22 protein-coding genes and 2 pseudogenes are annotated in these 20,930 nt (G+C 61.5%); 7 read left to right on the plus strand and 17 right to left on the minus strand.

Annotation, left to right across the window (positions count from 1 at the left end; all coding sequences use genetic code 11):
- Positions 1 to 32: 32 nt before the first annotated feature.
- A complete protein-coding gene (locus tag QOZ99_RS20310; protein WP_306891818.1) occupies positions 33 to 428 on the plus strand; it encodes a DoxX family protein in 396 nt (131 codons plus the stop codon).
- 34 nt (positions 429 to 462) lie between these two features.
- Positions 463 to 1,506, plus strand: a complete 1,044-nt coding sequence (locus QOZ99_RS20315; RefSeq protein WP_306891838.1) for an LLM class flavin-dependent oxidoreductase — start codon at positions 463 to 465, stop codon at positions 1,504 to 1,506.
- A gap of 112 nt (positions 1,507 to 1,618) precedes the next feature.
- Here the strand turns inward: QOZ99_RS20315 and QOZ99_RS20320 are convergent, their stop codons facing one another.
- From QOZ99_RS20320 to QOZ99_RS20330, 3 genes are all read right to left on the minus strand, one after another.
- Positions 1,619 to 2,017, minus strand: coding sequence for a nuclear transport factor 2 family protein (locus QOZ99_RS20320; protein WP_306891819.1), 399 nt, complete (start codon positions 2,015 to 2,017; stop codon positions 1,619 to 1,621).
- Position 2,018: 1 nt separating this feature from the next.
- A complete protein-coding gene (locus QOZ99_RS20325) occupies positions 2,019 to 2,921 on the minus strand; it encodes an MBL fold metallo-hydrolase (protein WP_306891820.1) in 903 nt (300 codons plus the stop codon).
- 82 nt (positions 2,922 to 3,003) lie between these two features.
- Positions 3,004 to 3,648 carry a DsbA family protein gene (locus QOZ99_RS20330; protein ID WP_306891821.1) on the minus strand — a complete coding sequence of 215 codons (645 nt, stop codon included), beginning with the start codon at positions 3,646 to 3,648 and terminating at the stop codon, positions 3,004 to 3,006.
- 113 nt (positions 3,649 to 3,761) lie between these two features.
- Between QOZ99_RS20330 and QOZ99_RS20335 the strand changes: the two genes are divergently transcribed.
- Entirely contained in the window at positions 3,762 to 4,664 is a 903-nt protein-coding gene (locus QOZ99_RS20335; protein ID WP_306891822.1) for a LysR family transcriptional regulator, read from the plus strand.
- A 116-nt stretch (positions 4,665 to 4,780) separates the two neighbouring features.
- On the opposite strand, the gene QOZ99_RS20340 is transcribed toward QOZ99_RS20335, so the two are convergent.
- Positions 4,781 to 5,002 (minus strand): hypothetical protein, encoded by a 222-nt coding sequence (locus QOZ99_RS20340; protein WP_306891823.1) that lies wholly within the window; start codon positions 5,000 to 5,002, stop codon positions 4,781 to 4,783.
- 952 nt (positions 5,003 to 5,954) lie between these two features.
- Here QOZ99_RS20340 and QOZ99_RS20345 point away from each other — a divergent pair.
- Positions 5,955 to 6,617 (plus strand): Crp/Fnr family transcriptional regulator, encoded by a 663-nt coding sequence (locus tag QOZ99_RS20345; RefSeq protein WP_306891824.1) that lies wholly within the window; start codon positions 5,955 to 5,957, stop codon positions 6,615 to 6,617.
- Between the two features lie 356 nt (positions 6,618 to 6,973).
- Here QOZ99_RS20345 and QOZ99_RS20350 read toward each other — a convergent pair whose 3' ends face one another.
- From QOZ99_RS20350 to QOZ99_RS20385, 8 genes are all read right to left on the minus strand, one after another.
- Positions 6,974 to 7,258 carry a copper-binding protein gene (locus QOZ99_RS20350; RefSeq protein WP_306891825.1) on the minus strand — a complete coding sequence of 95 codons (285 nt, stop codon included), beginning with the start codon at positions 7,256 to 7,258 and terminating at the stop codon, positions 6,974 to 6,976.
- A 24-nt stretch (positions 7,259 to 7,282) separates the two neighbouring features.
- A complete protein-coding gene (locus QOZ99_RS20355) occupies positions 7,283 to 7,765 on the minus strand; it encodes a cupredoxin domain-containing protein (RefSeq protein ID WP_306891826.1) in 483 nt (160 codons plus the stop codon).
- Between the two features lie 24 nt (positions 7,766 to 7,789).
- Positions 7,790 to 9,193: a multicopper oxidase family protein gene (locus tag QOZ99_RS20360; RefSeq protein WP_306891827.1), complete on the minus strand. Its 1,404-nt coding sequence runs from the start codon at positions 9,191 to 9,193 to the stop codon at positions 7,790 to 7,792.
- Between the two features lie 18 nt (positions 9,194 to 9,211).
- On the minus strand, positions 9,212 to 10,669 hold the full coding sequence (locus QOZ99_RS20365) for a TolC family protein (protein ID WP_306891839.1): 1,458 nt from the start codon (positions 10,667 to 10,669) through the stop codon (positions 9,212 to 9,214).
- A complete protein-coding gene (locus tag QOZ99_RS20370; protein ID WP_306891828.1) occupies positions 10,669 to 10,887 on the minus strand; it encodes a hypothetical protein in 219 nt (72 codons plus the stop codon). The genes QOZ99_RS20365 and QOZ99_RS20370 overlap by 1 nt, the downstream gene beginning before the upstream one ends.
- Before the next feature lie 178 nt (positions 10,888 to 11,065).
- The gene (locus QOZ99_RS20375; RefSeq protein WP_306891829.1) at positions 11,066 to 11,455 is read right to left on the minus strand and encodes a hypothetical protein; all 390 of its coding nucleotides are present in this window, start codon (positions 11,453 to 11,455) and stop codon (positions 11,066 to 11,068) included.
- 433 nt (positions 11,456 to 11,888) lie between these two features.
- On the minus strand, positions 11,889 to 13,202 hold the full coding sequence (locus QOZ99_RS20380) for a site-specific integrase (RefSeq protein ID WP_306891830.1): 1,314 nt from the start codon (positions 13,200 to 13,202) through the stop codon (positions 11,889 to 11,891).
- 543 nt (positions 13,203 to 13,745) lie between these two features.
- Positions 13,746 to 13,934 carry a transcriptional regulator gene (locus QOZ99_RS20385; RefSeq protein ID WP_306891831.1) on the minus strand — a complete coding sequence of 63 codons (189 nt, stop codon included), beginning with the start codon at positions 13,932 to 13,934 and terminating at the stop codon, positions 13,746 to 13,748.
- A 515-nt stretch (positions 13,935 to 14,449) separates the two neighbouring features.
- Here QOZ99_RS20385 and QOZ99_RS20390 point away from each other — a divergent pair.
- Positions 14,450 to 14,785 (plus strand): hypothetical protein, encoded by a 336-nt coding sequence (locus QOZ99_RS20390; protein ID WP_306891832.1) that lies wholly within the window; start codon positions 14,450 to 14,452, stop codon positions 14,783 to 14,785.
- 261 nt (positions 14,786 to 15,046) lie between these two features.
- Here the strand turns inward: QOZ99_RS20390 and QOZ99_RS20395 are convergent.
- Positions 15,047 to 16,051: pseudogene (locus tag QOZ99_RS20395) on the minus strand (DDE-type integrase/transposase/recombinase); the annotation flags it as partial.
- A gap of 437 nt (positions 16,052 to 16,488) precedes the next feature.
- On the opposite strand from QOZ99_RS20395, the pseudogene QOZ99_RS20400 reads away from it, so the two are divergent.
- Positions 16,489 to 16,992 (plus strand): annotated as a pseudogene (locus tag QOZ99_RS20400) (DUF932 domain-containing protein); the annotation flags it as partial.
- A 132-nt stretch (positions 16,993 to 17,124) separates the two neighbouring features.
- On the opposite strand, the gene QOZ99_RS20405 reads toward QOZ99_RS20400, so the two are convergent.
- From QOZ99_RS20405 to QOZ99_RS20420, 4 genes are all read right to left on the minus strand, one after another.
- Positions 17,125 to 17,565, minus strand: a complete 441-nt coding sequence (locus tag QOZ99_RS20405) for a hypothetical protein (protein ID WP_306891833.1) — start codon at positions 17,563 to 17,565, stop codon at positions 17,125 to 17,127.
- Positions 17,566 to 17,584: 19 nt separating this feature from the next.
- A complete protein-coding gene (locus QOZ99_RS20410) occupies positions 17,585 to 17,800 on the minus strand; it encodes a hypothetical protein (RefSeq protein WP_306891834.1) in 216 nt (71 codons plus the stop codon).
- 153 nt (positions 17,801 to 17,953) lie between these two features.
- A complete protein-coding gene (locus QOZ99_RS20415; protein WP_306891835.1) occupies positions 17,954 to 19,087 on the minus strand; it encodes a helix-turn-helix transcriptional regulator in 1,134 nt (377 codons plus the stop codon).
- A gap of 222 nt (positions 19,088 to 19,309) precedes the next feature.
- The gene (locus QOZ99_RS20420; protein WP_306891836.1) at positions 19,310 to 20,071 is read right to left on the minus strand and encodes an IS5 family transposase; all 762 of its coding nucleotides are present in this window, start codon (positions 20,069 to 20,071) and stop codon (positions 19,310 to 19,312) included.
- Positions 20,072 to 20,413: 342 nt separating this feature from the next.
- Here QOZ99_RS20420 and QOZ99_RS20425 point away from each other — a divergent pair, with 342 nt between their 5' ends.
- Positions 20,414 to 20,716, plus strand: coding sequence for an antibiotic biosynthesis monooxygenase family protein (locus QOZ99_RS20425; RefSeq protein ID WP_306891837.1), 303 nt, complete (start codon positions 20,414 to 20,416; stop codon positions 20,714 to 20,716).
- The last annotated feature ends 214 nt before the right edge of the window (positions 20,717 to 20,930 follow it).

The raw sequence follows: 20,930 nt of genomic DNA on the forward strand, positions 1-20,930 counted from the left end.
CATTCCTTTTTCAGGCACCAAGGCCGACGATCATGTCCCAGACCAACCTGCTCGCGGCCGTCGGCCGCCTGCTGATCGCGCTCATCTTCATCGCCAGCGGGCTCGGCAAGATCGCCGCGCCCGGCGCGACGCAAGGCTACATCCAGTCGGCGGGCCTGCCGCTGCCGATGATCTCCTACCTCCTGGCCGTCATCGTCGAGGTCGGCGGAGGGATCGCGATCCTGGTCGGGTATCACGTACGGATCGCCAGCCTTGTCGTCGCCGTGTTTACGCTCGCGACGGCCGTGCTCTTCCACGCCAACCTCGCCGATCAGAACCAGATGATCCATTTCCTGAAGAACGTCGCCATCACGGGCGGTCTTTTGCAGGTGGCGGCGTTCGGTGCGGGATCCTTCAGCCTCGACGGCTGGCGTCTGCGCGCGCGCTGAACACGGCGCGTCAGCACAATCAGGTAAAGTGACGATGGAAATCGGTATCGACAGTTTTGCGGCGACCATTCCAAACCCCGCGACCGGCCAGACTCTGCCTGCGGCGGATCGGATGGAGGCCTTGCTGGCGGAGGTGGAAACCGCCGACCGCGCCGGCCTCGACGTGTTCGGCATCGGCGAACATCACCGCAAGGAGTTTCTCGATTCCGCGCCGGCCGTCATCCTGGCGGCCGCGGCAGCCCGCACCAGGAGCATCCGCCTCACCAGCGCGGTCACCGTGCTGAGCGCGGCAGATCCTGTGCGAGTCTTCCAGGACTTCGCCACCATCGATCTCATCGCCAAGGGCCGTGCGGAGATCGTCGTGGGCCGTGGATCCTTCGGCGAGGCCTATCCGCTGTTCGGGTTCGCCAGGGAAGACTACGATGCCCTGTTCGCCGAAAAGCTCGATCTTCTCCTGAAGCTGCGCGAGGCCACCACCATCTCCTGGCGCGGCCGGTTTCGGCCGGCGCTCACCGGTCAGGGCGTCTTTCCCCGGCCGTATCAGGACAGGATCCCGATCTGGCTCGGTGTCGGTGGCACGCCGCAGTCCTTTGCCCGCGCGGGTACGCTTGGTCTTCCGCTGATGGTGGCGATCATCGGGGGGAGCTTCAGTCGCTTCCGCCCGCTTGTGGACCTCTATCGCGAAGCGGGCCGGCAGGCAGGGCACCCGCCGGAGATGCTGAAGGTCGGCATCCATGCCATGGGGTTCGTCGGCGACACGGATCGCGGAGCCGCAGACGCCTTCTTTCCCGGCTGGGCCCACATGTTCACCGAGATCGGACGTGAACGCGGGTGGCCGACGGCGACACGCGCCCAGTTCGATGCGATGTGCGGGCCGCAGGGCGCGTTCCTCATTGGAAATCCGCAGACGGTGCGCGACAAGATCCTCGCCGCCAGCGAAACGCTCGGTGGCATTTCGCGCCTGACCTTCCAGATGAGTTCGGCCATGCTGGAGACCGAGGCCATGCAGCGCTCGATCACGTTGCTCGGCACCGAGGTCTCTCCTGCGGTGAAGGCCGCGCTGGAACAGAGGCCTTGACCCTGTTCCAGATCACGGGTGAGGGGATGACCTGTCTGGCCCATGCGGCAGACGAGATTCCCCGAACGACCGTGGTGCTGATCCCTCGATCGAGGCTCGAGGGATCAGATGGTCATGTGCTCGGCGTCAGTGCCTGGCGGACCATGGCGCTGTCGACATATTGCGTCATGGTGGCGATCTTGCCGTCCCTCACCTCATAGAGATGGGCGAAGGCGGCACGCATGGATTTGCCGGTGGCCTTGTAGGTGCCGGAATAGACGCCGAAGGCGGCGACGCGGTCGCCGTCTTCCAGGAAAGTATGGACCTGTGCGCGATAGCCGGTCCATTCGCTGCCGAGGCGCGCGAACACGCCGGCGATGATCGCATCCGGCCCGACATAGGTTCCCGCATACGGGAACCCTTCCGCTTCCGTCCATGAAGCATCGGGCGCGAGTGCGGCCAGCAGGTTCCGGCCGTTCTCTTCCGACGAGCCCTCATAGGTGGCCCGGATCAGCTCGAGATTGGCGCCCATCTCAGCCCCACTTCATCTCGCCGGTGGCGACCTTGGAGCCGATATCGAGCGCAACGCCCATGCCGAGGCCGGGGAAGCGGGCGATCATCGCGGCCTTGAGCGCGGCCGAATCCTTGGCCTTGGCGAGTTCCTCCTCGAAGGCGAGAAGGTAGGCCTTGGTGTATTCGACGCCCGAGAGATCGGTGGCGGCGCTCGGCACCATGTGGCCGGGCACGACGACCGCCGGCTTGCGCGCGGCGATCTTGTCGAGAGTGGCGATCCAGGTGGCGCGCTGTTCCTTGGTCGGGGTGTCGGCGGTCCAGACATAGACGCCCGAGAAGATCAGCACCCCGCCGAACACGGCGTTCAGCGACGGCACGAACAGATAGCGCCGGTTGGCCAGACCTTCGGCCGGCACGATCTCGACGGCCTCGCCGTCGACGGTGAGCGCCGGGCCGTCGAATACCTCGGGGATGACGATGTCGGCCAGCGTCTGCGGGCCGTTCTCCTTGAGCTGCGGGCCCCACACGGCGAGCTTCTTTTCCACGCTCGCCTTGATGGCGGCGACCGTCTCGGATGCGGCGATCACCTTCGCCTCGGGGAAGGCCTCCTTGATGGGCTTGAGGCTGAAGTAATAGTCGGGATCGGACTGGCTGATATAGATCGTGGTGAGCTTTTTGCCGCTTGCCTTGATGGCTTCAGCCACCGCGCGGCCGTCGGGGAAGGTGAACCCGCCATCGATCAGCAGAGCCTCGGAGGCGCCGGTGATGAGCACCGGGGCGCGATAGAAGCCCTTTTCCCCGGCGGGGAAATGCTTCCAGGACAGGCCGCCGGCGGCGTGGCCGAGACCTGTACCAAGACCTGCGGGAGCGAAGACGGCGCCGGCGGCGAGGGTGGTTTTCATGAGGCTTCTCCGGGTGAACATCTTTGTCTCCTGGTGATGATCGGCAAGTGTGAAATTCGGGCGTGGCAGCTGGGGCCCGTCTGTCACGCTTGATCGATAAAGCTCAGGCAGCCTTCAGTCCGGCGATCAGCATATCCATGCTGCCAAAGAGAGCGCTGGCCTGCACGATACGGCGATTGTCGTCGGTGCCGACGACCAGGGCCGGAACGCCACTGGCACTGAACCGGCGCATCTCCTGACGCGCGGCATCGAGCCGCGTCTGATAAGCAGCGATCACCCTGGGATCCAGATTTGCCAGTTGATCGGCCGCGTCGTTCAGTTCCAAGCCGCGCAGGATGCGCACGAGCACTGCGAGATCCGTGATGTCGCGGCCCTCGACATAACGAGCATTCTGGATCGCCTTGAGAGCTTGGAATTCCCGGTGCGGGGCATTGAGGGCCACGGCGGTCAGCGCCAGAGTCGGCAGGCAGGAGTCGAACAGGCGCGTGCGGTCGCCGAGCACCTTGCGCAGGTAGTCCTCGCTGAAGGGCTGACCGGTCATGCGGGAAATGCGCTGGTCGTTGGTCCAGGCGTAAGCGGCGAACCCGTCATCCATCGGTCGGGCGCCGGTGCCGGCGAACAGGCCGGTCGGCGCGAGCCGGATGTCGAGGTCCGGCCGGGCGACCAGCTTTTCGAGCGTCGCGGAAGCACCGTAGCACCAGCCGCAGAGCGGGTCGAAGAGATAGGTGATGTGCGTGATGTCGGTCATGGCCGTCTCCCTGAGCCACATATGACACTCACTAAATGGTCGAAGAAGGCCAACAAAATTGACGGACTGTATGCTATAGGGTGACAATCAATTCACCCGGCGACACCCCAGCCATGAACCTCAACCGACTGGCCTATTTCGCCGCCGTCGTCGACACCGGGTCCTTCACCCGGGCGGCGGAGCGGCTCGGCATCACCAAGGCGGTGGTTAGCCAGCAGGTGGCGCAGCTCGAACGGGACCTGCGAACCAGCCTCCTGGTGCGCACCACAAGGCGCGTTCACCCGACCGAGGCGGGCAGCATGCTTCACGCGCGTTGCGTGATCATCCTGCGTGAAGCCGAGGACGCCTTCGACGAACTCGCGCAGGCAGCTGCCGAGCCGACCGGCACCCTGAGGATAACAGCACCCAACGACTACGGCACTGCGGTGGTGGCGCCGGTCGCGGCGGCCTTCACATCCCGCTATCCCGCCTGCAGGGTGGAGCAGACGCTGAGCGACCAGACGATGGACCTTGGCTCCGGCCGCGTGGACATGGCGATCCGTGTCGGCTGGTTGGTCGATTCCAGCCTGCAGGCACGCAAGATCGGCTCCTTCCGGCAATTCCTGGTCAGCGCACCGGCCTTCGCGGATCGGATCGCGACCGCTCGCGACCCGGAAGGCCTTGCGGCCTTGCCGTTCATCGCCAATCTGGCGCTGCGCGAACCGCTATCGTGGTCGTTCTCGCGCGATGACCATGACAGGCGGGTGGTGCGCATGCATGGCAGCATCGCCATCGACACGACGCCGGGGGTGCTGGCGGCGGTGCGGGCCGGCGGCGGCCTTTCGGTGCTACCGGATTTTCTGGTGGCGGACGATCTGGCGTCGGGGCGGCTGGTTCATGCCCTGCCGGAATGGCGGCTGGCCTCCGGCGGCATCTACACGGTCTACCCAGCAGCGCGCTTCCGACCGCCAAAGGTCACGGCGTTCGTCGATATGCTCGTGGAGGCGGATCGCAAGAGGGGGCAGGCAGCGTTCTAGGTTAATGACGCGAATACGTGCCGAGCCGCGCCAGTAAATGGCGCGGCTCGTGGAACTATGCAGGGCTTGTCAGAATATCGGATCGGAAGGGTTCATTTCCCTCCAGACACCCTAATTTAATTCGCCTGCTTGCCGTTTGTATGCGTGCCGTCGGCCTGTGTGGAGGACGTCGTATAGGCGGGCCTCTCTCCGCTCGGCCAACTCTCCTTCTGGGTATCTCGAAATTCGTGGACCAAACGCGAACCTGGCGTAAGCGTCGACGGATAAAGATCCGCCAGAGCAGGAGCCGCAGACAGCAGCGCGAGCGCGCCACCGAAAAGAACGTTCTTCAAGGTCATGTCCGTTTCCTCTTTCAACGCATCATCGCGTTGCCCAGAAAATGGGGCAAGTGGCACAGACACGATGTGAAAAATGTCACATATTTTTTCACAAAAAGGTGTGACCATTCAGTAATAGCTCATTAAACATTCTTAAATCTCAGAGATTAACTTAGTTAATTTCGCGGTATACGTATGGCTTCCCGTGTCAATGCACCCGAGGTGGTGACTTCGGTTCATCTGGCATATGGGTGATGTTACGGTAGAAGTGACCTGGACAAATGCGGCGGATCGGCCGATGCGCGACGTCTGCTCTCATATGCCACTCGCCTGCAGACACACGGTTGCCGCGATTCTCGGATTACCTGCCTCAGGCGAAACTGATCCCCTTTGTCCCTTGGCGGTTTTGAATATGCCATTCTTGGTGCGGCGATACCTTGTGCTATTGCTGACCGCCGTTTTCGTGATGTCGGTCGGTATGTTCCATGGCCCCGTCGGGACAAACGCCAGCGCCGACATTTTCACAAACATCGCGCAGCAACAGCCTTCCGATCTCACCTTGTCGTGCCCCTCTGACGCAGAGGCATGCGGTGAGACGGCACATTACGGAGCGGTGCTTTCGGATTGTTCCTTAATGAGCTGTGTTGTGCTGAGGCCCATGCGGGAGCCGCCCGCTGCGGAGCGGACGGCCCGGCGGCTCACATTCTCTCTAGCGCAAAGTTCAATACGCGGTTCCCGATTTGGCAGGCTGGATCGGCCGCCTCGGTTGACCTGATGTCGGAGCCGAGGCCGTCAGTGTAGCGGATGACTCCGCAGACTTGACGCATGCTTCGGTCCCGCAGGCGCTTCTCATCAAAGGCGCCGACAGCCCCACAAATCCTCCTAGTCAAATTCTCTGGGCGAACGCGTCCGCGCCTTCCGGCCTTTGCCGGAATGGAGCAAACGCTATCAGCGCGCGCCGCGAGGTACGGTCATGAAAACTCTCTTTCCTGCTGCCCCGAAAACGTCGGGGCACATTAGCCTCCTTGAATTTATTGAAGGTGCCCATCTCCATCTCGGCGCGCATAAGCGCACCGTCATGAAGTCCCAACGTATCGACGTCTTCCACGACGAAAATCCATCAGTATATGTCGTTGTAGCAGGAAGATTGCAGGTGTTAATAGCAACGCCGCAAGGTATCGACGTCTTTGTGACGGATGTTGAGTGCGGTGAAATGATCGGAGAAGCCGCCGCCCTTTCGGATGGAAGCGTACCAATCATCATTGAAGCATGCGAAATTTCGGATGTGTACGTCATGGATCGGGTGATGTTCTTTCGAGCAATCGAGGAACACGGAGATTTTTCAATGGCAGTCATGCGCGCCATGTGTCAACGGCTGTGCCGTGTGAACCGGCGCCTCGCCGATACCGTTACATTGCCTATGCATATCCGTTTGAAAGCTGAGTTGATGCGACTGGCTAAACCCTCTACCGACGGTAAACTAATCATAGACCGCTTGCCAACTCATGAGGAATTGGCCTTGCGCATATCCTCTCAACGTGAGGCCGTTACTAAAGAACTTGCAAAATTAAATAGGTGCGGATTTATCTCAAAAAGTGGTCGACGCCTCATAGTTCGAATTAATGATGTTTCCTAAGGTCAATTAATCGCAATTATAGCCGCGTTCCTTAAAAGGGCGCGGCTATAATTTTAGATCGAGAATGCTCTGCATATGTAGTCGTATCGTCGGCGGGCACGGATCGCGAACCGCATAGGCCAGCGTCGAGGACGTCGAACTGCCACGCTGACCTGAGTAGGCGGGTTCAATGACCGCGGCTGTGGGAGCCTATCGGCAACATCCCGCCGACCGAGGCCGAGGTGCCTCTGACGCCAGGCTGGACGAAATGTGGACGATTTGTCCGCCCGCCCGCGTATGTCTCGGGTAAATATATTATCTGGCTAATCGTCGAGGCTCGGGGGGCGCGTTGCAGCGCCCCCCGATTTGATGCAACTTTACTTCGTCTTTTCGATCTTGGTGACGGTCAGGCGTCCACTGATCCGATCAGCCTCGAATGTTACCTTGTCACCGACCTTGACTGCTTTCAGCATGGTCGGATCGACTACGGCGAACACCATGGTCATGCCGTCCATATCGAGGTTCTTGATAGGTCCGTGCTTGAGCGAGATCTTGCCTTGTGTCTCGTCGATCTTGGTGACCTTGCCTTCGACGGGAACGGTCTGCGCCAGGGCAACGCTCGAGAATGCAGAGAGTACTGCCGCTATCATAAGCTTACGCATTTTGATGATCCGATATTTGATGAATTACTTGACGATGATCGTGCCGTGCATGCCGGATTCCCGGTGTCCGGGAATAAGGCAAGAGAAATCAAATTCTCCTGCCTTGCTGAATTTCCAGACGATATCTCCGGTCTTCTTCGGAGCGAGACGCTTGGCGTTGGGATCGTCATGCTCCATGTCAGGATTCTTGGCCATCTCGACCGCGTGTTTGAGATTCTCCTGGAGCGTGCCGAGAACAATCTCGTGGTCCAGCTCACCATTATTGCGGACGACGAACTTCACCTGCTCGCCCTTGCGGATTTCCAGCCGGCTGGGAACAAATTCCATCTTTCCATCAGCGTCGCGCATGGTGATCTGAATCACACGTGCCGATTTCTTTGGATCGCCAGGTTCGCCATATGCGCTCTCTTCGTGGCCTGCACCTGTCTCGTGGCCGGGATTAGCAAAGGCCGGGCTGAGCAAAGCCGCGCCGATCAACAGTGAGTAAATGAATCGATTTCGCTGCATGTCTTGTCTCCGTTACTGCAGAATTCAGTGGTTGTCGTGGCCGCCAATTGGGCGGTTCCCGGGTTTCACGACGCGAACCTCCGCCGTCTTCTTGGTGTCGAAGCGAGGCTCGGGCGCGCGTTCGGCCTTCTTCGGTTCGCCTTTCCATTCGAAGGCGACCGTTCCTTCCGGGTGCTTGAACCAACCCGGATCCTTGTAATCGCCAGATGCGAGCCCCTCGCGCACCTTGACGACTGAGAACATCCCCCCCATCTCCACCGCGCCGAATTGAGCGAAACCCGTCATCATCGGCAGTGTGTTGTCGGGCAGCGGCATTTCCATCTCGCCCATGTCCGCCATCCCCGCCGTGCCCATCGGCATGTATTCAGGGACGATCTGTCGGACCTTCTTGGAGAATTCCTTCTTGTCGACGCCGATGAAGTTGCCGACATCGTGGCCCATCGCGTTCATGGTGTGATGCGACTTGTGGCAGTGGATCGCCCAATCACCGGGTGCGTCGGCAACGAAATCGAAGGCGCGCATCTGCCCGACCGCGCAGTCGACGGTAACCTCGGGCCAGGCCGCCGCCTCCGGCACCCATCCGCCATCCGTGCATGACACCTTGAAATCGTAGCCATGCATGTGAATGGGGTGGTTCGTCATGGTGAGATTGCCGAACCGGATGCGGACCTTGTCGCCCTTGCCCGCCACGATGTGGTCGATCCCGGGGAAGACGCGGCTATTCCAGGTCCACATGTTGAAGTTGGTCATCTCGGCGACCTTCGGCACATAGGTGCCGGGGTCGATGTCGTAGGCCGCCATCAGGAACACGAAGTCCCGATCGACGCGCCGGAAGGCGGGATCCTTGGGATGCACGACGAAGAAGCCCATCATGCCCATGGCCATCTGGACCATCTCGTCGGCATGCGGGTGGTACATGAAGGTTCCGCTCTTCTGGAGCTGGAACTCGTAGACGAAGGTCTGGCCCGGCTTGATGTGCGGTTGGGTTAGCCCACCAACCCCATCCATGCCGCAGGGCAGCAACTGCCCGTGCCAGTGGATGGTGGTGTGTTCGGGCAGCCTGTTGGTGACGAAGATGCGGACTTTGTCACCCTCGACCGCCTCGATGCTCGGCCCCGGTGACTGGCCATTGTAGCCCCAGAGATGGCCGACCATGCCGGGCGAGAATTCGCGCACGACAGGTTCGGCGACGAGATGGAACTCCTTCCAGTCGCCATTCATGCGCCACGGCAGCGTCCAACCGTTGAGCGTGACGACGGGTTGGTAGTCCGGGCCGGTGGTCGGGACGAGCGGCGGTTGCATGACCGCGTCGTTCATGGTGGCCGCTTCGGGGATTGCGGCCGCCTGGGCGCGTCCTGACACCGCGCTTGCGCTGATCAGGGCCATGCCACCGGAGGCGCCGAGGAAGTTTCGACGTGAAATCGTCATGATGGTCTCCTTGTTTGGTCAGTCCGCGCTGCCTTCAGCGTCGGCAGTCGCGGCAGGGCCGTCACCGGACGAACTGCCACCGCCGATGATCGCCGTCTCAAAGTCGACGGCGGCGATGAAGAAGTCGCGTTTTGTAGAAATCGCCGCGATGTTTGTTTCAATACTTTCTCGTGCCGTCGTCAGCAGCTCGAATACGTCGATCAGCATGCCGTTGTATTCGAGCAGCGCCTGCTCGTTTATTGTTCGGCGCAGCGGCAGAATGCTGTTCTGATATTGACGAGCAATGTCGTAGCTGCCGCGATAGGTGAGATAGGCCGCGCGCGCTTCCGAGCGCACGTTGACGGCCTTCTCCATCAGGCGGTTGACCGCCTGCATGTACATCTCGCGCGCGCGCCGGACCTTGACTTCGCCACCGTCGAAAATCGGGATTTCAATCTCGAGTTCGAATCCGCGTGGCGACGAACTTTCCCGTACGCCGTCTTCGGTCGACCGCTCATAATTGCCGCGCCAGCCACCGTCGAGCATCGACACAAACCGTGTCGCGTCGCTCAGCCCGAGAGTCTTCGCCATCGCATCGAGTTCCAGGCGGGCGGCGATGAGATCTACGCGCTTTCGAATGGCATCGGCCTCAACCTGCTGTGACGTCTGGATGCGAGGCATGGCCGGAAGTTGCTGCGGCAGTTTGTACTCGAGGTCGGCGCCCCACAGGCCCAGCATGCGGGTCAGTGCCTCCCGGTCCGTCCCGACCTTCAGTCGGGTCTGGGCGAGCTCATTGGACACCTCGGCATAGAAGGCACTGGCTCTCGCCTGATCGAGTTTCTTCGCGGCGCCGGTTTCGCCCAGCTTGCGCGTGAGATCGGCGGCCGCGTCCGCCGAAACCCGTGCCTGCTCAAGAAACACCGCCGTTTGTCGCGAGGCCACCGCGCGGTAGTACGCACGTCGGGCCTCCGCTGCGGTTCGGAACGTCGCTTCGATCGCTTTTTGTCGTGCGGCGGCGAACTGCTTTCCGGCGATGTCGCTCCGAGCTGGAAGTGTAAGCAGCGCGAGGATGTTGGCAACCACGCGACGTTCGATCTCCAATGAAGGACCGGCGGAGAGTCGCTCGACCCCTATCACCGGGTTTGGTGGCAAGCTGGCCCCGACGAAGGCAGCCTCGGAAATGCCGAGGGCGTTGTATTCGGCTTGAAGGCCGCGATTGTTGATGAGTGCGAGTTGGACAGCGGCGTCCGCTGTCAAAGGCTTGGCCAGCAGCGCCTTGACGCGGCTTTGAACGTTCACGGCGTCAGCTGTCGACGCGATCTTGACGGTATCCTTGCCGATAGCCTCGGTGACGGCGCTCGATACCGGCGTCATTCCGCCGTTGGGTGTGAAGGTAACGCAGCCACCGAGCGTGGCGGTCAATGCGGCGATCGTCACAAGCCGCTTCAGAGGTGGCGCGGACGATCGTTCCACCCGGATGTCGATTGCGGTGACCATCATTCGCTCCCCGTGCGGGGAGCGACGCGCTTGTTGCGCTCGATCCAGGATTGCGGTTCGACGGGACGGTAATCAATCGTTCCCGCGGTGACAGGACCGTAGAGCGACGGCTTCACGCTTGAACTGAAATCGGACGGGTTGGGGCCAACATCGATCGTCGGGGCGACGGAACATGCGGACAGAGTGACGGCGATGGCCGTCAGCAGGACAGGTTTCATGGAGTTCCTCGGAATCGGCCAAATCGGCGCCAGCGGCTTGGCCGCGGGGCATCGAACAGCGATCTTCAGCGGCTGCGGAGACGCAGCGGCGAAAGCCGTCGGCAGAAACCCGAGAACGGAAGGCGTAGACGGATCTGGTCCGTCAGTCGTCGGAAGCTATCAGGGGGTCGGCCGACGTTCAGACGTCGGCGAGCCTCGGCGGGCGCTCCAGGCGCGCAGCGGCCGATTCCTTTACACCCGTCTCCAGCGACGGATGATCGATGGTCCGCACAAAAGCGATAACAGCGATAACGCAGGCGCTGGCTGGAATTGCCGTGTGGCAGGCCATAGCGCAGCAGGAACTCGATTTATCGCCCTGCCGGTGATGCGAGGCGCAGTCCGAACCGTCTGCTTCAAGGCAGGCAGAACTTTTGCTTAGTTCGGTACTGCCGTGCCCATGGGGGCCGGCCGTCTGGCTGGATTCGATTGGTGCGTTATGCACCTTTCCCAGGTTCGACGCGTTCAAGCTACTCGCAATTCCCCACGCCGTGCCTGTCGCCGAAAAGGCGAGCACGGTCAGAAAAATCACGAATGAGCGGAGCGCCTGCATCATAACTGTCAGATAAAGGCCGATGGCGTGGCGAATGGCAAGTGCCTATCTGGCATCACAAGGAAAAGTGTCAGATCGATGCTCGGCAACCACGCCGACTTTTCACTTCGAGGGTGGGGCGCGAACGTTTGTCGGTGAGTGCTGAAGGCAGAAGAAGGCGACGCATGGCAGGTCCTATCGCACGCTATGCGTTCTGCTGGAGACCTGTCAGAGTCAGGTTGAGAGCCCTCACGGATTGATGATGCGCGTACCAGGTACCGCCGGGGGATGTGGGTGATTGCTTCGGAGACGTCGAGGCGGCGTTCATAGTCGCGCGTGCACCACGTCCATAGGTCATCCATATGCCGTACCTTTCGTAGTGTGCGCTCTGAAGGTGCACCATCCGACACCTCGAGCCGTATCGGGGACATAGCTATGGGCCTCGATCGGCGCCGACGGGCTCGGCCTGATGCCCCGAACGTGACGGGCGGCCGGCGCGTCCGGATTGGTCCAGGATACTAGCAATCTCTCCGGCAACCTTGTCGGCCGCGAGCCTGAGCGCCTCGTCGATATGGATATAGCGCTGGGTTACGCCGCGGGCCGCATGACCCAGAAGCGCGGCAATGGTCAGTTCGGAAAAGCCCAGATCCGCCGCGACGCTGGCAAATGTGTGCCTCAATGTGTGCGGAGTCACGTCGTCCAGCTTCGCGCTGCTACACAGCCGATCGAGGACGCGAACGACGCCGATAAAGTGGCCCTCGCCCCAATCCGCCGGGAAGAAGTACGGTGATGCTGTGCTCGGCTGCTCCAGCAATAGATCCATGGCAGCGCGGCCTATGACCCGCGTCTGGGAACCGCTTTTGGTATCTGGAAAACGGACCGAACCTTCCTCCGTGTTGAGCCAAAGCCGCTTCACCCCAAGGCCCTCCATTCGCCGAAATCCGGTGAGCAGGAGAAAGCGGATGGCAGCCAGTCCGGTCGGATGTTCTCCGGCCTCTGCAGCGAAATGCATGGCCCTCCCAAGGCGGGCTATTTCGCTACGGCTGAGGCGGCGTTCCCGCGCTTTTCCCGCCAGCCGGCGAACGCCACGCGCGGGATTGGAGTCGATCTTTCCAAGGCGGACGGCGTGTTCAAAGATGGCATGCAGCGTCGACATGGTGCGCGCGGCCACCCCTTCCCCGCCCGTGGTCGCTCCACCTCGACTGCCCGCGCGAGGTTTGGATGTCTTGCCGACGGCAATATCTGCCTGCGCCCCTTCGATATCCCCGAGCTTCAGCGTGGCAATCAGTCGTCGGCCCAGCAATGGCTTGATGTGAACCTCGATCCGGCTCTTATCCATGGCCAGGGTCGATGCCTTGATGGGGCGACGGCTGCGGCCGAGTATGCGGCCGGCCTCGGCCTCGGCCAGATACCAGTCGCATACCTCGGCAACCGTGATGCCCTTCACCTTGCTGTCCGGGCTATCCAGCGGGTCGAGCCCCTTGGAGACGGCCACCAGCTTTTCATGGGCGATCCGGCGCGCCTCCTCGACCGTCATCAGCCCGTAGCGTCCAATCACGGTGCGACGAGGCCGTCCTTCGGGTGAGCGATACTGGATCACGAAGCTCTTCAGCCCCGAGGGCATGACCTGGACGCCAAACCCTCGAAGCTCTCGATCCCAGGCAAAACTCTCCCGAACCTTGACCCCAACCTTCGAAGGTTTCGGAACTTCCAGCGCGTCGATAAAACGCTTCGTCAGCTTTTCCATAGTTAGTTCAAAGCCCTATCGAAAATCTGCTTAGATTTTACGAGGCTAGCCGGATTCTAATCAAATTCCAAGCTCTCAGAAGCGCAAAATAGCGTATGAAGCGTGGCCTTTAGCGCGCGACTTTCTAGAAATAGTCATTGTTTTATAGCATCTTATCGCACTTTAGCAAACTCGCGGATATTGCAGCGAACGGCTCTCGGGCACCTTGCCAAGGTTGGTGTCGTGGGTTCGAATCCCATCGCCCGCTCCAAATTTCCTAAAGAAGATCAGATAGTTAGCAAGCGCCCTTCGGGGCGTTTTCTGCTTACTGGCGGTAGCTTGGCCTGCCTGGTCAGCGCTCGGCAAGCTCGTCAGGCAAAGCCTTGGCGGGCTCCAGCGTAGCTGATGGCCCATTCGACGCCGAGCCGAGAACCTGGCCGGCGCGCGCGATGGGCTGGGTCCGATGAGAATCACGTGCGGCAAGGGGCCTAGTCGGCCGCCTTATGGCCGGCGAGAATGTCCGCCAAGGACCTGAGCCCCGAAGACGCGTGCTACAGATCGCGGTCAATCAGATGCTGCAGGTTTGTGGAAGCGCACCCCAGCGCCGCCGCCGTTCGCGGGGATGAATTCGATGCCGGCGGCTTCCAACGCCCGGCGCAGGGCATCAATCGTGACAGCATTCGCGATGATCGGACCGGACAGCGGCTCTAATCGCTTGATGGTCGCGAGAGACACTTTCGAGGCCTGAGCCAACGCCTTCTGATCCCATTTCAGCAGGGCTCGCGCAGCACGGATTTGGTCACTTGTAAGCATCGTGGATTAGGCCAACGGCATCATATGATTCTAAAAGAGTTGACGCTTGGTGTTCTTGGCATAGCCTCTGGCGAGACTGCCTTCGCTCGGAAGGCAGCCAAGACGGCTGTGCAGCGTAGTAGGACACCCCACACAGCCTAACCACAACCCAAGCTATGTGGAGCTCGGATCATGGTTGATTCTGAGATCAGCACGAGTCTGTCCCGACCATCCCGGAGGGACATTATGTCCGCCGCCCCGCTGACGATCGGCGGTACTTCCTTCAACAGTCCGGCTGCGGCCGAGCCGCGCGACGACAGAGCGACTGACGCGGCTATCCTTGCGTGGAAAGCGTGGCGCGCGGCGCATCGGCGCACGCTTGTCCTGTGCCGGAAACAGCAGCGTCTGGAATCCGAACTCGCCCGGACGGTCGGGTTTCCGCATGTGCTTCTGACTGGGGCTGAGCGCTCTCTCCGGTGCGGATCAGCTCGCTGCGGCAGTTCGATGAGCTCGCCGACGATCTGCCGTCACTCTGCGCTCGACGCGTCGAAGTTACTTCCACTCTTCGTGCGCATCAGCAGCGTTGGGACGACGCGGACCGCGCCATTGGCTACTCCGTCACTCGGCAGGAAGAGGCGGAGGCTCCCGACCATGAGGAGCGACTGATTGCGGGGCTCTTTGCAACGGACACCGCCTCTCTGTTCGGTCTCTCTGCGAAACTCGACGTGCTGATCGCCGTCGGCGCCGACGGTGCGGAGGGGCGGCATTTCCCGTGGCCCGAACTGCGGCGAATCCGCAGGGATGTTGCATGACTGGCGCAGTTGTAGCCGCGAAGGGAAGCCACCTTCAGTTCTTGAGGCAGCCACCGCGATGCCGGCGCAGGAAGTGGAGGCGGCCGCTCGAACGCCGTTGCGGGGCGATGGCGCGTTCGCTTCGATGAAGACGTGCTCGGTGGTTGAATCCACGCCCCGACGTGACGGGCGACCAGGCGCGCATACCTGCGTGATCATCACGGACAAGTTTCCATCCACGCCCCCGCGTGGGGGGCGACGAGGTACGTGTTGTCATGGGCGTCGCCGGTCATAGTTGTAGGCCGCGACGAAGTCGGCGAGATGTGTCTCGAACTGGCGATGATCGTCATAGTGGAAGCGCTTGACCGTCATAGTGGAAGCGCTTGACCGTCGCGTCCTTGATGGTGCGGTTCATGCGCTCGACTTGGCCGTTCGTCGGGGAAATGGTCCACCGGACCATTTCCTGATCCTCCTCACTCCAGGGGTGCTTCACCTTGGTCAGTCGGTGCTCGATGCCGTTCTCGCGGCAGCGCATGTCGAACATGTGGGTGATGTAGCGGGCTGTCGGCCCGTCGGCATAGCGCGGCGGGAAGGTGAACTGGATGCCGTTGTCCGTCAGAACGGTGTGGATCCGGTACGGCACCGCCTCGATCAGCGCCATGAGGAAGGCCGACGCCGAGGTCCGGCCCGTTTTCCTGACGACCTGCACGAAGGCGAATTTGCTCGTGCGATCAATGGCGACATAAAGGTACAGCTTTCCCTCGGCGGTCTGCACCTCGGCGATGTCCCCTCTCGTGGTTTGATGTCAAACCACTGTCGGGCAAGGGATGTGGAAGAAGCCCGCTATCGGTGATGCTGCGCATCGCCTGTCGGGCAGGGGATCGGATAGGACTTGAACCGCCTCTTCGGCTCCTTGTCGCCCTCCACCTCCGGCAGCCGGCTGATACCATGGCGCTGCAGGCAGCGATGCAGGCAACGATGCAGGGATGACCGTGTCAGGTGCGGGATCGTCGCCTGCAAGGCATAGAGGTAGTCATCGAGCGGCAGCAGGGTATGCCGCCGGAAGGCGACGATGATGGCCTCTTCCTCGACCGACAGAACCGTCGATGTCGGCTCCCTCGGACCCGTCGGCAGATCGGCAACCGAGGTCCGCCTCTTCCACTTCGCGACGGTCTTTTGATTGACCCCGTAACGCTTGGCCAGAGCCCTCAGGCTCTCTTGACTATCCTGTATCGCTCGACGGACCGCCTCTGTCGTCGTGGCGCTCCCGTGGTGAACCTGGCCCATAGCGCATCCCTCCACTCCCGCAAAAAGACTGCACCATCAAAGCCCGGGATCAAACACCTAAAGGCCGCGGTGGATAGCCTGCGCAAACGCAAAGATCAGCCTTTCGTCCGGGAAAACACCCTGATCGCGCAGAGCATGCAGCTTTGCCTCAAAATCTGCATAGCTTGGCGTCGCGCCGGGTTCGCTGGCCAGCGTCTGAAACTCACGGCAGACCGCCTGGATACGCTCAATCTTGGCCGAATTCTCATCGTGACTGGGCGATCCCGGTCCATTCCGAGCTGCCTTGTCGGCGTGCGCTAAAACCCAGCGTGCCACTGCCGCTAGGGCATCTGCTGCGCTAGCAATGAGGTTGTAGCTGGTGCTCCGGCCGCCAGCGAGATCCCGGACCAGAATGCCCTTGCCGGACAGGTCCTCGATGTCTCGAGCGGCAGTGTCCTGTGCCCGACGGCGCGCCGGACCTCTATTTCCGGGGCTTCTACTGCTGGAACTCGGAGGTGGGGGCCAAGACGCTCGGCATCGCGAGTTTCTATCTGCGTGCCGTGTGCCAGAACCGCAATCTCTGGGGCGTCGAGGACTTCCAGGAGATCACCATCCGCCACTCCAAATACGCGGCCTCCCGCTTCGCGCACGAGGCAGCGCCGGCACTGACCCGCTTCGCCAATTCTTCCCCGATGCCCTTCGTCAACGGCATCAAAGCGGCGCGGGAGAAGATCGTCGCGCGCACCGACGAGGACCGCAGCGACGTCCTGCGCAACCGGGGCTTCTCCAAGGTGGAGACGGCCAGGATCATCGACACGGTGCTGGCCGAGGAAGGGCGCAAACCCGAGAGCATCTTCGACTTCGTGCAGGGCATCACCGCGGTCGCACGCGACAAGCCCCACCAGGATGCAAGGCTCGACCTCGAGGGGCGGGCCAAGATGCTGCTCGATCGGGCGGCCTGATTTCCGGAAAGCCGGAGATGCGGAGATTGACGGCCGGCGCCTTGCGAAAGGGCCGCAGCCGCTGCGGCAGTAAATCGTGGAGAATATTGCAGGACCAGAGAAGCACGGAAACAGCCGCAGTTGACCCGCCGCCTATCGTGCAGCCGTGCCAAGGCTGACAGATCCCAGCATTCCGAAACCGGCCCGCGGAAGGCCTACAAGGGACCGCTCTGTGAGCGCTTCCTCCGTGAGCGGGGCATCTGGCAACACATAGCAGTCGCAAACGCGGAGCCGGTCGGCATCGCGCATTATTTCGAGTTCCCCGGGGGAGCGGCCATAAGCCTGCGGGAAGGACAGCGTCACCTGCCCGCCGGAGGCAAGGGTGGACACCATACGGAAAGGCTGGATCATCCGCCGCGAGGAAAACTCCGCGACGACCCGATAGCCGTCTCGCTCGGGCGTGTAATAGACGATTCCGACAAAGTCCCCCACGCGCAGCGCCAGCGCCTCTGCCGGGCGCAGTTCGGCACCGATCGCGGCGGCGACGGGCAGGAAAAGAAGCAGCGTGCTGGAAGCAGCAACCAGCCGGCTCATGGCACCCCCCATGCTCGGGTCATGATCCGAGCTCCCGGTCGGGCGAATTCCGCAACGCCTCGCGCTCCGTGCGTCCGCAGCGCCAGCGGCGTAGCTGCAGCGCGGGATGGGCGACCGCCCACTCCATCGCCGCGCTCATGCACTCCATAGGCAGCCGCGCCTCGGTCGGCGTACGTTCCTCCCGGCAAATCTCCAGATTGGCGAGGAGGCAGACATAGAGAACAAGCTGATACATGGTTCTTCAGCCGCAATAGATCCGGGATGTGAGGGCGTCGCCACTCGGAGCGACGCTTCGGGCATCCATGATTCATCTGTGGCTTGCCGCCGACATCTCCCGTTTGGGAGGGGTTCGCGGCGGAATACGTGACGAGCAGCCCCCGACGCCGTTTCAGCGTGCAAGGCGCGAGAGCAGCGCGATAAGTTCGCCCTGCCGGTGGGTATCGGTCTTGTGGAACACGATGCGAAGCTGCACGCGGGCCGTCTCGTAGGTGATGCCCAGTTCGTCGGCGGCGGTGCGCAGTTCCGTCCCCGCGCCGATTTTCGCCGCCAGGCGTGCCTCTGAGGCGGTCAGGCCGAAGGTCGTGCGCAGCCGCTCTTCGCGCGGGGCGCGGAAGCGGTTGAGGTCAGTAAACAGCAACAGCAGATGCGCACGATCGAACAGGTCGAGATAGGTACCCGACAGCGGCAGGATCTCGGCGAGGATCGGCCGCCCCTCGCGACGCGCGACGAGCGAGGATGGATACATATGGCCGACCGATGTCCGATCCTCCCGCAATGCATTGCGGATCATCGCCTGCAATCCCTGATGGCTGGCGGGATCGGTCGCCGCGAACACGCCGCGCACCAGGGCAAGGTCCGGCCCCAGCAGGTCCTCGGCGGCGACGTTGAGCGAGAGCACCTTGCCGCGCCAGTCGATCAGCGCCGCCGGGGTGCGGAGCGAGCCGAGCCCCATCACCACAGCGCATCCCTTCTCGATCTCCAGTTTCTCGGAGAGGTTGATGAGACGACGGAACTGCGGGGCGAAGCGGCTGATGTAGCGGGCCTCCTCCGGGTTGAAATGCGCCTGCTCGGTGGCGCGCAGCATGGGGATGCACCAGCTCTGGTCGAGCATCGGCACGTTGATCATGGCGTAGCCGGGAAAGCCGAAGCGCAGATAGAGGTCGTTATAGTGCCGTGATGTGCGCCGCTCGTCGTCAGTGGCCAGTTCGTGCTCCAACACGACGGACTGTCCGGAGACCATCAGCGGAAGCCCCCGCTCGGCCCGGTAGTGGTTCAGATACCACCTGTTCTTCTCGTATTCGTCGATAAGTTCCTGGTATTCATGCGAGATCGGCACCTTAGTGAAGCTTTTATTCGGATCTCGCGGATCCGCAGCCGCCAAATTCCTCTGATAGGGATAGAACATCATGGCGGCGGCATCGAACGCCCGTGCGAGATCCTGCAGCGCGTCCGCCCAAAGGTTCGGAGCAATGACGGCGTCATAGCAGCGATCGAGTGCCGACCGGATGCGGTCTTCGCGCATCACCCATCTCCCGTGGGAAAGGCCTATGCCCAAAGATTAGATCGGATTTCACGTCATGTTCCAGAGATTTATATGCGCGAAAGCTGGAAAATATTCTGCGCAATCTTCGTCGCCGAATACGCGCTTGCCTGTCGGATGGGTCGGCGGCATGTACCTCGCAGCCACCTCTAATAGTGGATCGGATCGCCCTCCCGTTGTCGATCATTCGGCTCATGACGTGGTCTAGCTGGCCGACTCATAACTTCGCGGCCAGATGCGGATTGACGCGAGTTGGATTGAGGCTAGGTAGTTGGCCGCGAGTTTGTCGTATCGGGTCGCGACACGCCGACATTGCTTGATCTTGTTGAAGAACCTTTCGATCAAGTTTCGTGCGCGATACAGGTACGGGCTGAAGCAGATCGGGTCTTTGCGATTTCGTTTCGGCGGGATGTTCGCCCATGCTCCTTGCTGGCGGGTAAGCTCCCTGATCCAATCCGCGTCATATCCACGATCCGCGAGTAACATCGTTTGTGGGAGCATCGCGCTGAGGAGAACCGAACAAAGCCGATTGTCGTGAGCCTCACCTGGCGTGAGGGCGAGATGGACTGGTAGCCCGTTGGTGTCTACGACCGCGTGAATCTTGCATGTCAGGCCGCCTCGCGACCGCCCCATATCCTGCTGATTGTTGTCCGCGATACGGGCTCCGTGCTGGTGCACGCGCACAATGGAGGTATCGATCATCTGCACCGCCGCGTCATGACCGGCGGCCAGCGCGTCCATGATCTGGTCCCAGACGCCAGCCCGCCGCCACCGAACGAAGCGATTGTAACAAGTGGTGCGGGGGCCGTACGTATCTGGCAGGTCGCGCCATGGCGCACCTGAACGGAGGACCCAAAAGATCCCGTTGAGCACGCGCCGGTCGTTCACACGCGGAATGCCGCGCGGCTTGTTCGGCAGGAACGGCTTGATTGCCGCCCATTCATAATCGGTGAGTTCGTAGCGCATGATTCGAGGCTCCGGTTTGGGCGCTTGAATCACGTCCAAATCGATGCCTTCAACCGGCAAACCCGATCATCCCGCACTTCCGAGATTAACTGCTAACCGGACAAGCCGTCGACATGCCAAAATCGACGCGATTGACCCGGAACGGACATCAATGGCCTTGACTTGGTGCGGCCTTCATTGGGTTTGATAGGCTTTCTCTCTGGGGCGCGTCATTTGCATCCAGCAACGACCTCTGGCGGTCGATCCGGCGCGAGGCTGAAACGGACGGCGGTCCTATCAGAGCTCTTACCATTCATAGTAGGCAAGGCATCAGGCAGCAATAGAGAGAGAGGACCGAACCGCATGATCAGTCTGATAAATGTCTTCACGGTAGATCCGGCCAACCAGCACCGGCTTCTCGATTTGCTTGCGCGCGCGACCGATGAATTCGTCAGCCGGGCACCCGGCTTTGTCTCCTCGACCCTTCATCGCAGCCTCGACGGCACGAAGGTGACGATGTATGCGCAGTGGCGCAGTGCGGAGGACTATGAGTCCATGCGCCGGGATCCTGGACCGCTACCCTTTCTCGAAGAGGCGCTCACGATCGCGAAGTTTGAGCCCGGCATGTATGAGATCGTGCGCACATTCACGCCCACTGACAGGTAGGCCTCACCGCGCGCGAATCCGGACTTCCGCTGTTGGCACTTTTCGGAAGTGCCGTAATGTCCGACGGGAATGCGCACCAAAGCGGACGTCCACCGACTACTCTGGATTTATGAGTTCACGCCCTAGGCTCAGGACCTATTAATCTGCCTTGAGTTGTGATTCACAGTCTCCCTTGAGGAGGCTGGCATGGGTGATTTGTTCCTGCTGAGCGAGC

Origin of the sequence: Ancylobacter amanitiformis, assembly GCF_030814815.1 — a bacterium.
Classification (GTDB): domain Bacteria; phylum Pseudomonadota; class Alphaproteobacteria; order Rhizobiales; family Xanthobacteraceae; genus Ancylobacter; species Ancylobacter amanitiformis.

Coding starts and splice junctions, on each gene's coding strand:
- QOZ99_RS20310 (WP_306891818.1), top strand. CDS start 33: ATGTCCCAGACCAACCTGCTCGCGGCCGTCGGCCGCCTGCTGATCGCG.
- QOZ99_RS20315 (WP_306891838.1), top strand. CDS start 463: ATGGAAATCGGTATCGACAGTTTTGCGGCGACCATTCCAAACCCCGCG.
- QOZ99_RS20320 (WP_306891819.1), bottom strand. CDS start 2,017: ATGGGCGCCAATCTCGAGCTGATCCGGGCCACCTATGAGGGCTCGTCG.
- QOZ99_RS20325 (WP_306891820.1), bottom strand. CDS start 2,921: ATGTTCACCCGGAGAAGCCTCATGAAAACCACCCTCGCCGCCGGCGCC.
- QOZ99_RS20330 (WP_306891821.1), bottom strand. CDS start 3,648: ATGACCGACATCACGCACATCACCTATCTCTTCGACCCGCTCTGCGGC.
- QOZ99_RS20335 (WP_306891822.1), top strand. CDS start 3,762: ATGAACCTCAACCGACTGGCCTATTTCGCCGCCGTCGTCGACACCGGG.
- QOZ99_RS20340 (WP_306891823.1), bottom strand. CDS start 5,002: ATGACCTTGAAGAACGTTCTTTTCGGTGGCGCGCTCGCGCTGCTGTCT.
- QOZ99_RS20345 (WP_306891824.1), top strand. CDS start 5,955: ATGAAAACTCTCTTTCCTGCTGCCCCGAAAACGTCGGGGCACATTAGC.
- QOZ99_RS20350 (WP_306891825.1), bottom strand. CDS start 7,258: ATGCGTAAGCTTATGATAGCGGCAGTACTCTCTGCATTCTCGAGCGTT.
- QOZ99_RS20355 (WP_306891826.1), bottom strand. CDS start 7,765: ATGCAGCGAAATCGATTCATTTACTCACTGTTGATCGGCGCGGCTTTG.
- QOZ99_RS20360 (WP_306891827.1), bottom strand. CDS start 9,193: ATGACGATTTCACGTCGAAACTTCCTCGGCGCCTCCGGTGGCATGGCC.
- QOZ99_RS20365 (WP_306891839.1), bottom strand. CDS start 10,669: ATGGTCACCGCAATCGACATCCGGGTGGAACGATCGTCCGCGCCACCT.
- QOZ99_RS20370 (WP_306891828.1), bottom strand. CDS start 10,887: ATGAAACCTGTCCTGCTGACGGCCATCGCCGTCACTCTGTCCGCATGT.
- QOZ99_RS20380 (WP_306891830.1), bottom strand. CDS start 13,202: ATGGAAAAGCTGACGAAGCGTTTTATCGACGCGCTGGAAGTTCCGAAA.
- QOZ99_RS20405 (WP_306891833.1), bottom strand. CDS start 17,565: ATGAGCCGGCTGGTTGCTGCTTCCAGCACGCTGCTTCTTTTCCTGCCC.
- QOZ99_RS20410 (WP_306891834.1), bottom strand. CDS start 17,800: ATGTATCAGCTTGTTCTCTATGTCTGCCTCCTCGCCAATCTGGAGATT.
- QOZ99_RS20415 (WP_306891835.1), bottom strand. CDS start 19,087: ATGCGCGAAGACCGCATCCGGTCGGCACTCGATCGCTGCTATGACGCC.
- QOZ99_RS20420 (WP_306891836.1), bottom strand. CDS start 20,071: ATGCGCTACGAACTCACCGATTATGAATGGGCGGCAATCAAGCCGTTC.
- QOZ99_RS20425 (WP_306891837.1), top strand. CDS start 20,414: ATGATCAGTCTGATAAATGTCTTCACGGTAGATCCGGCCAACCAGCAC.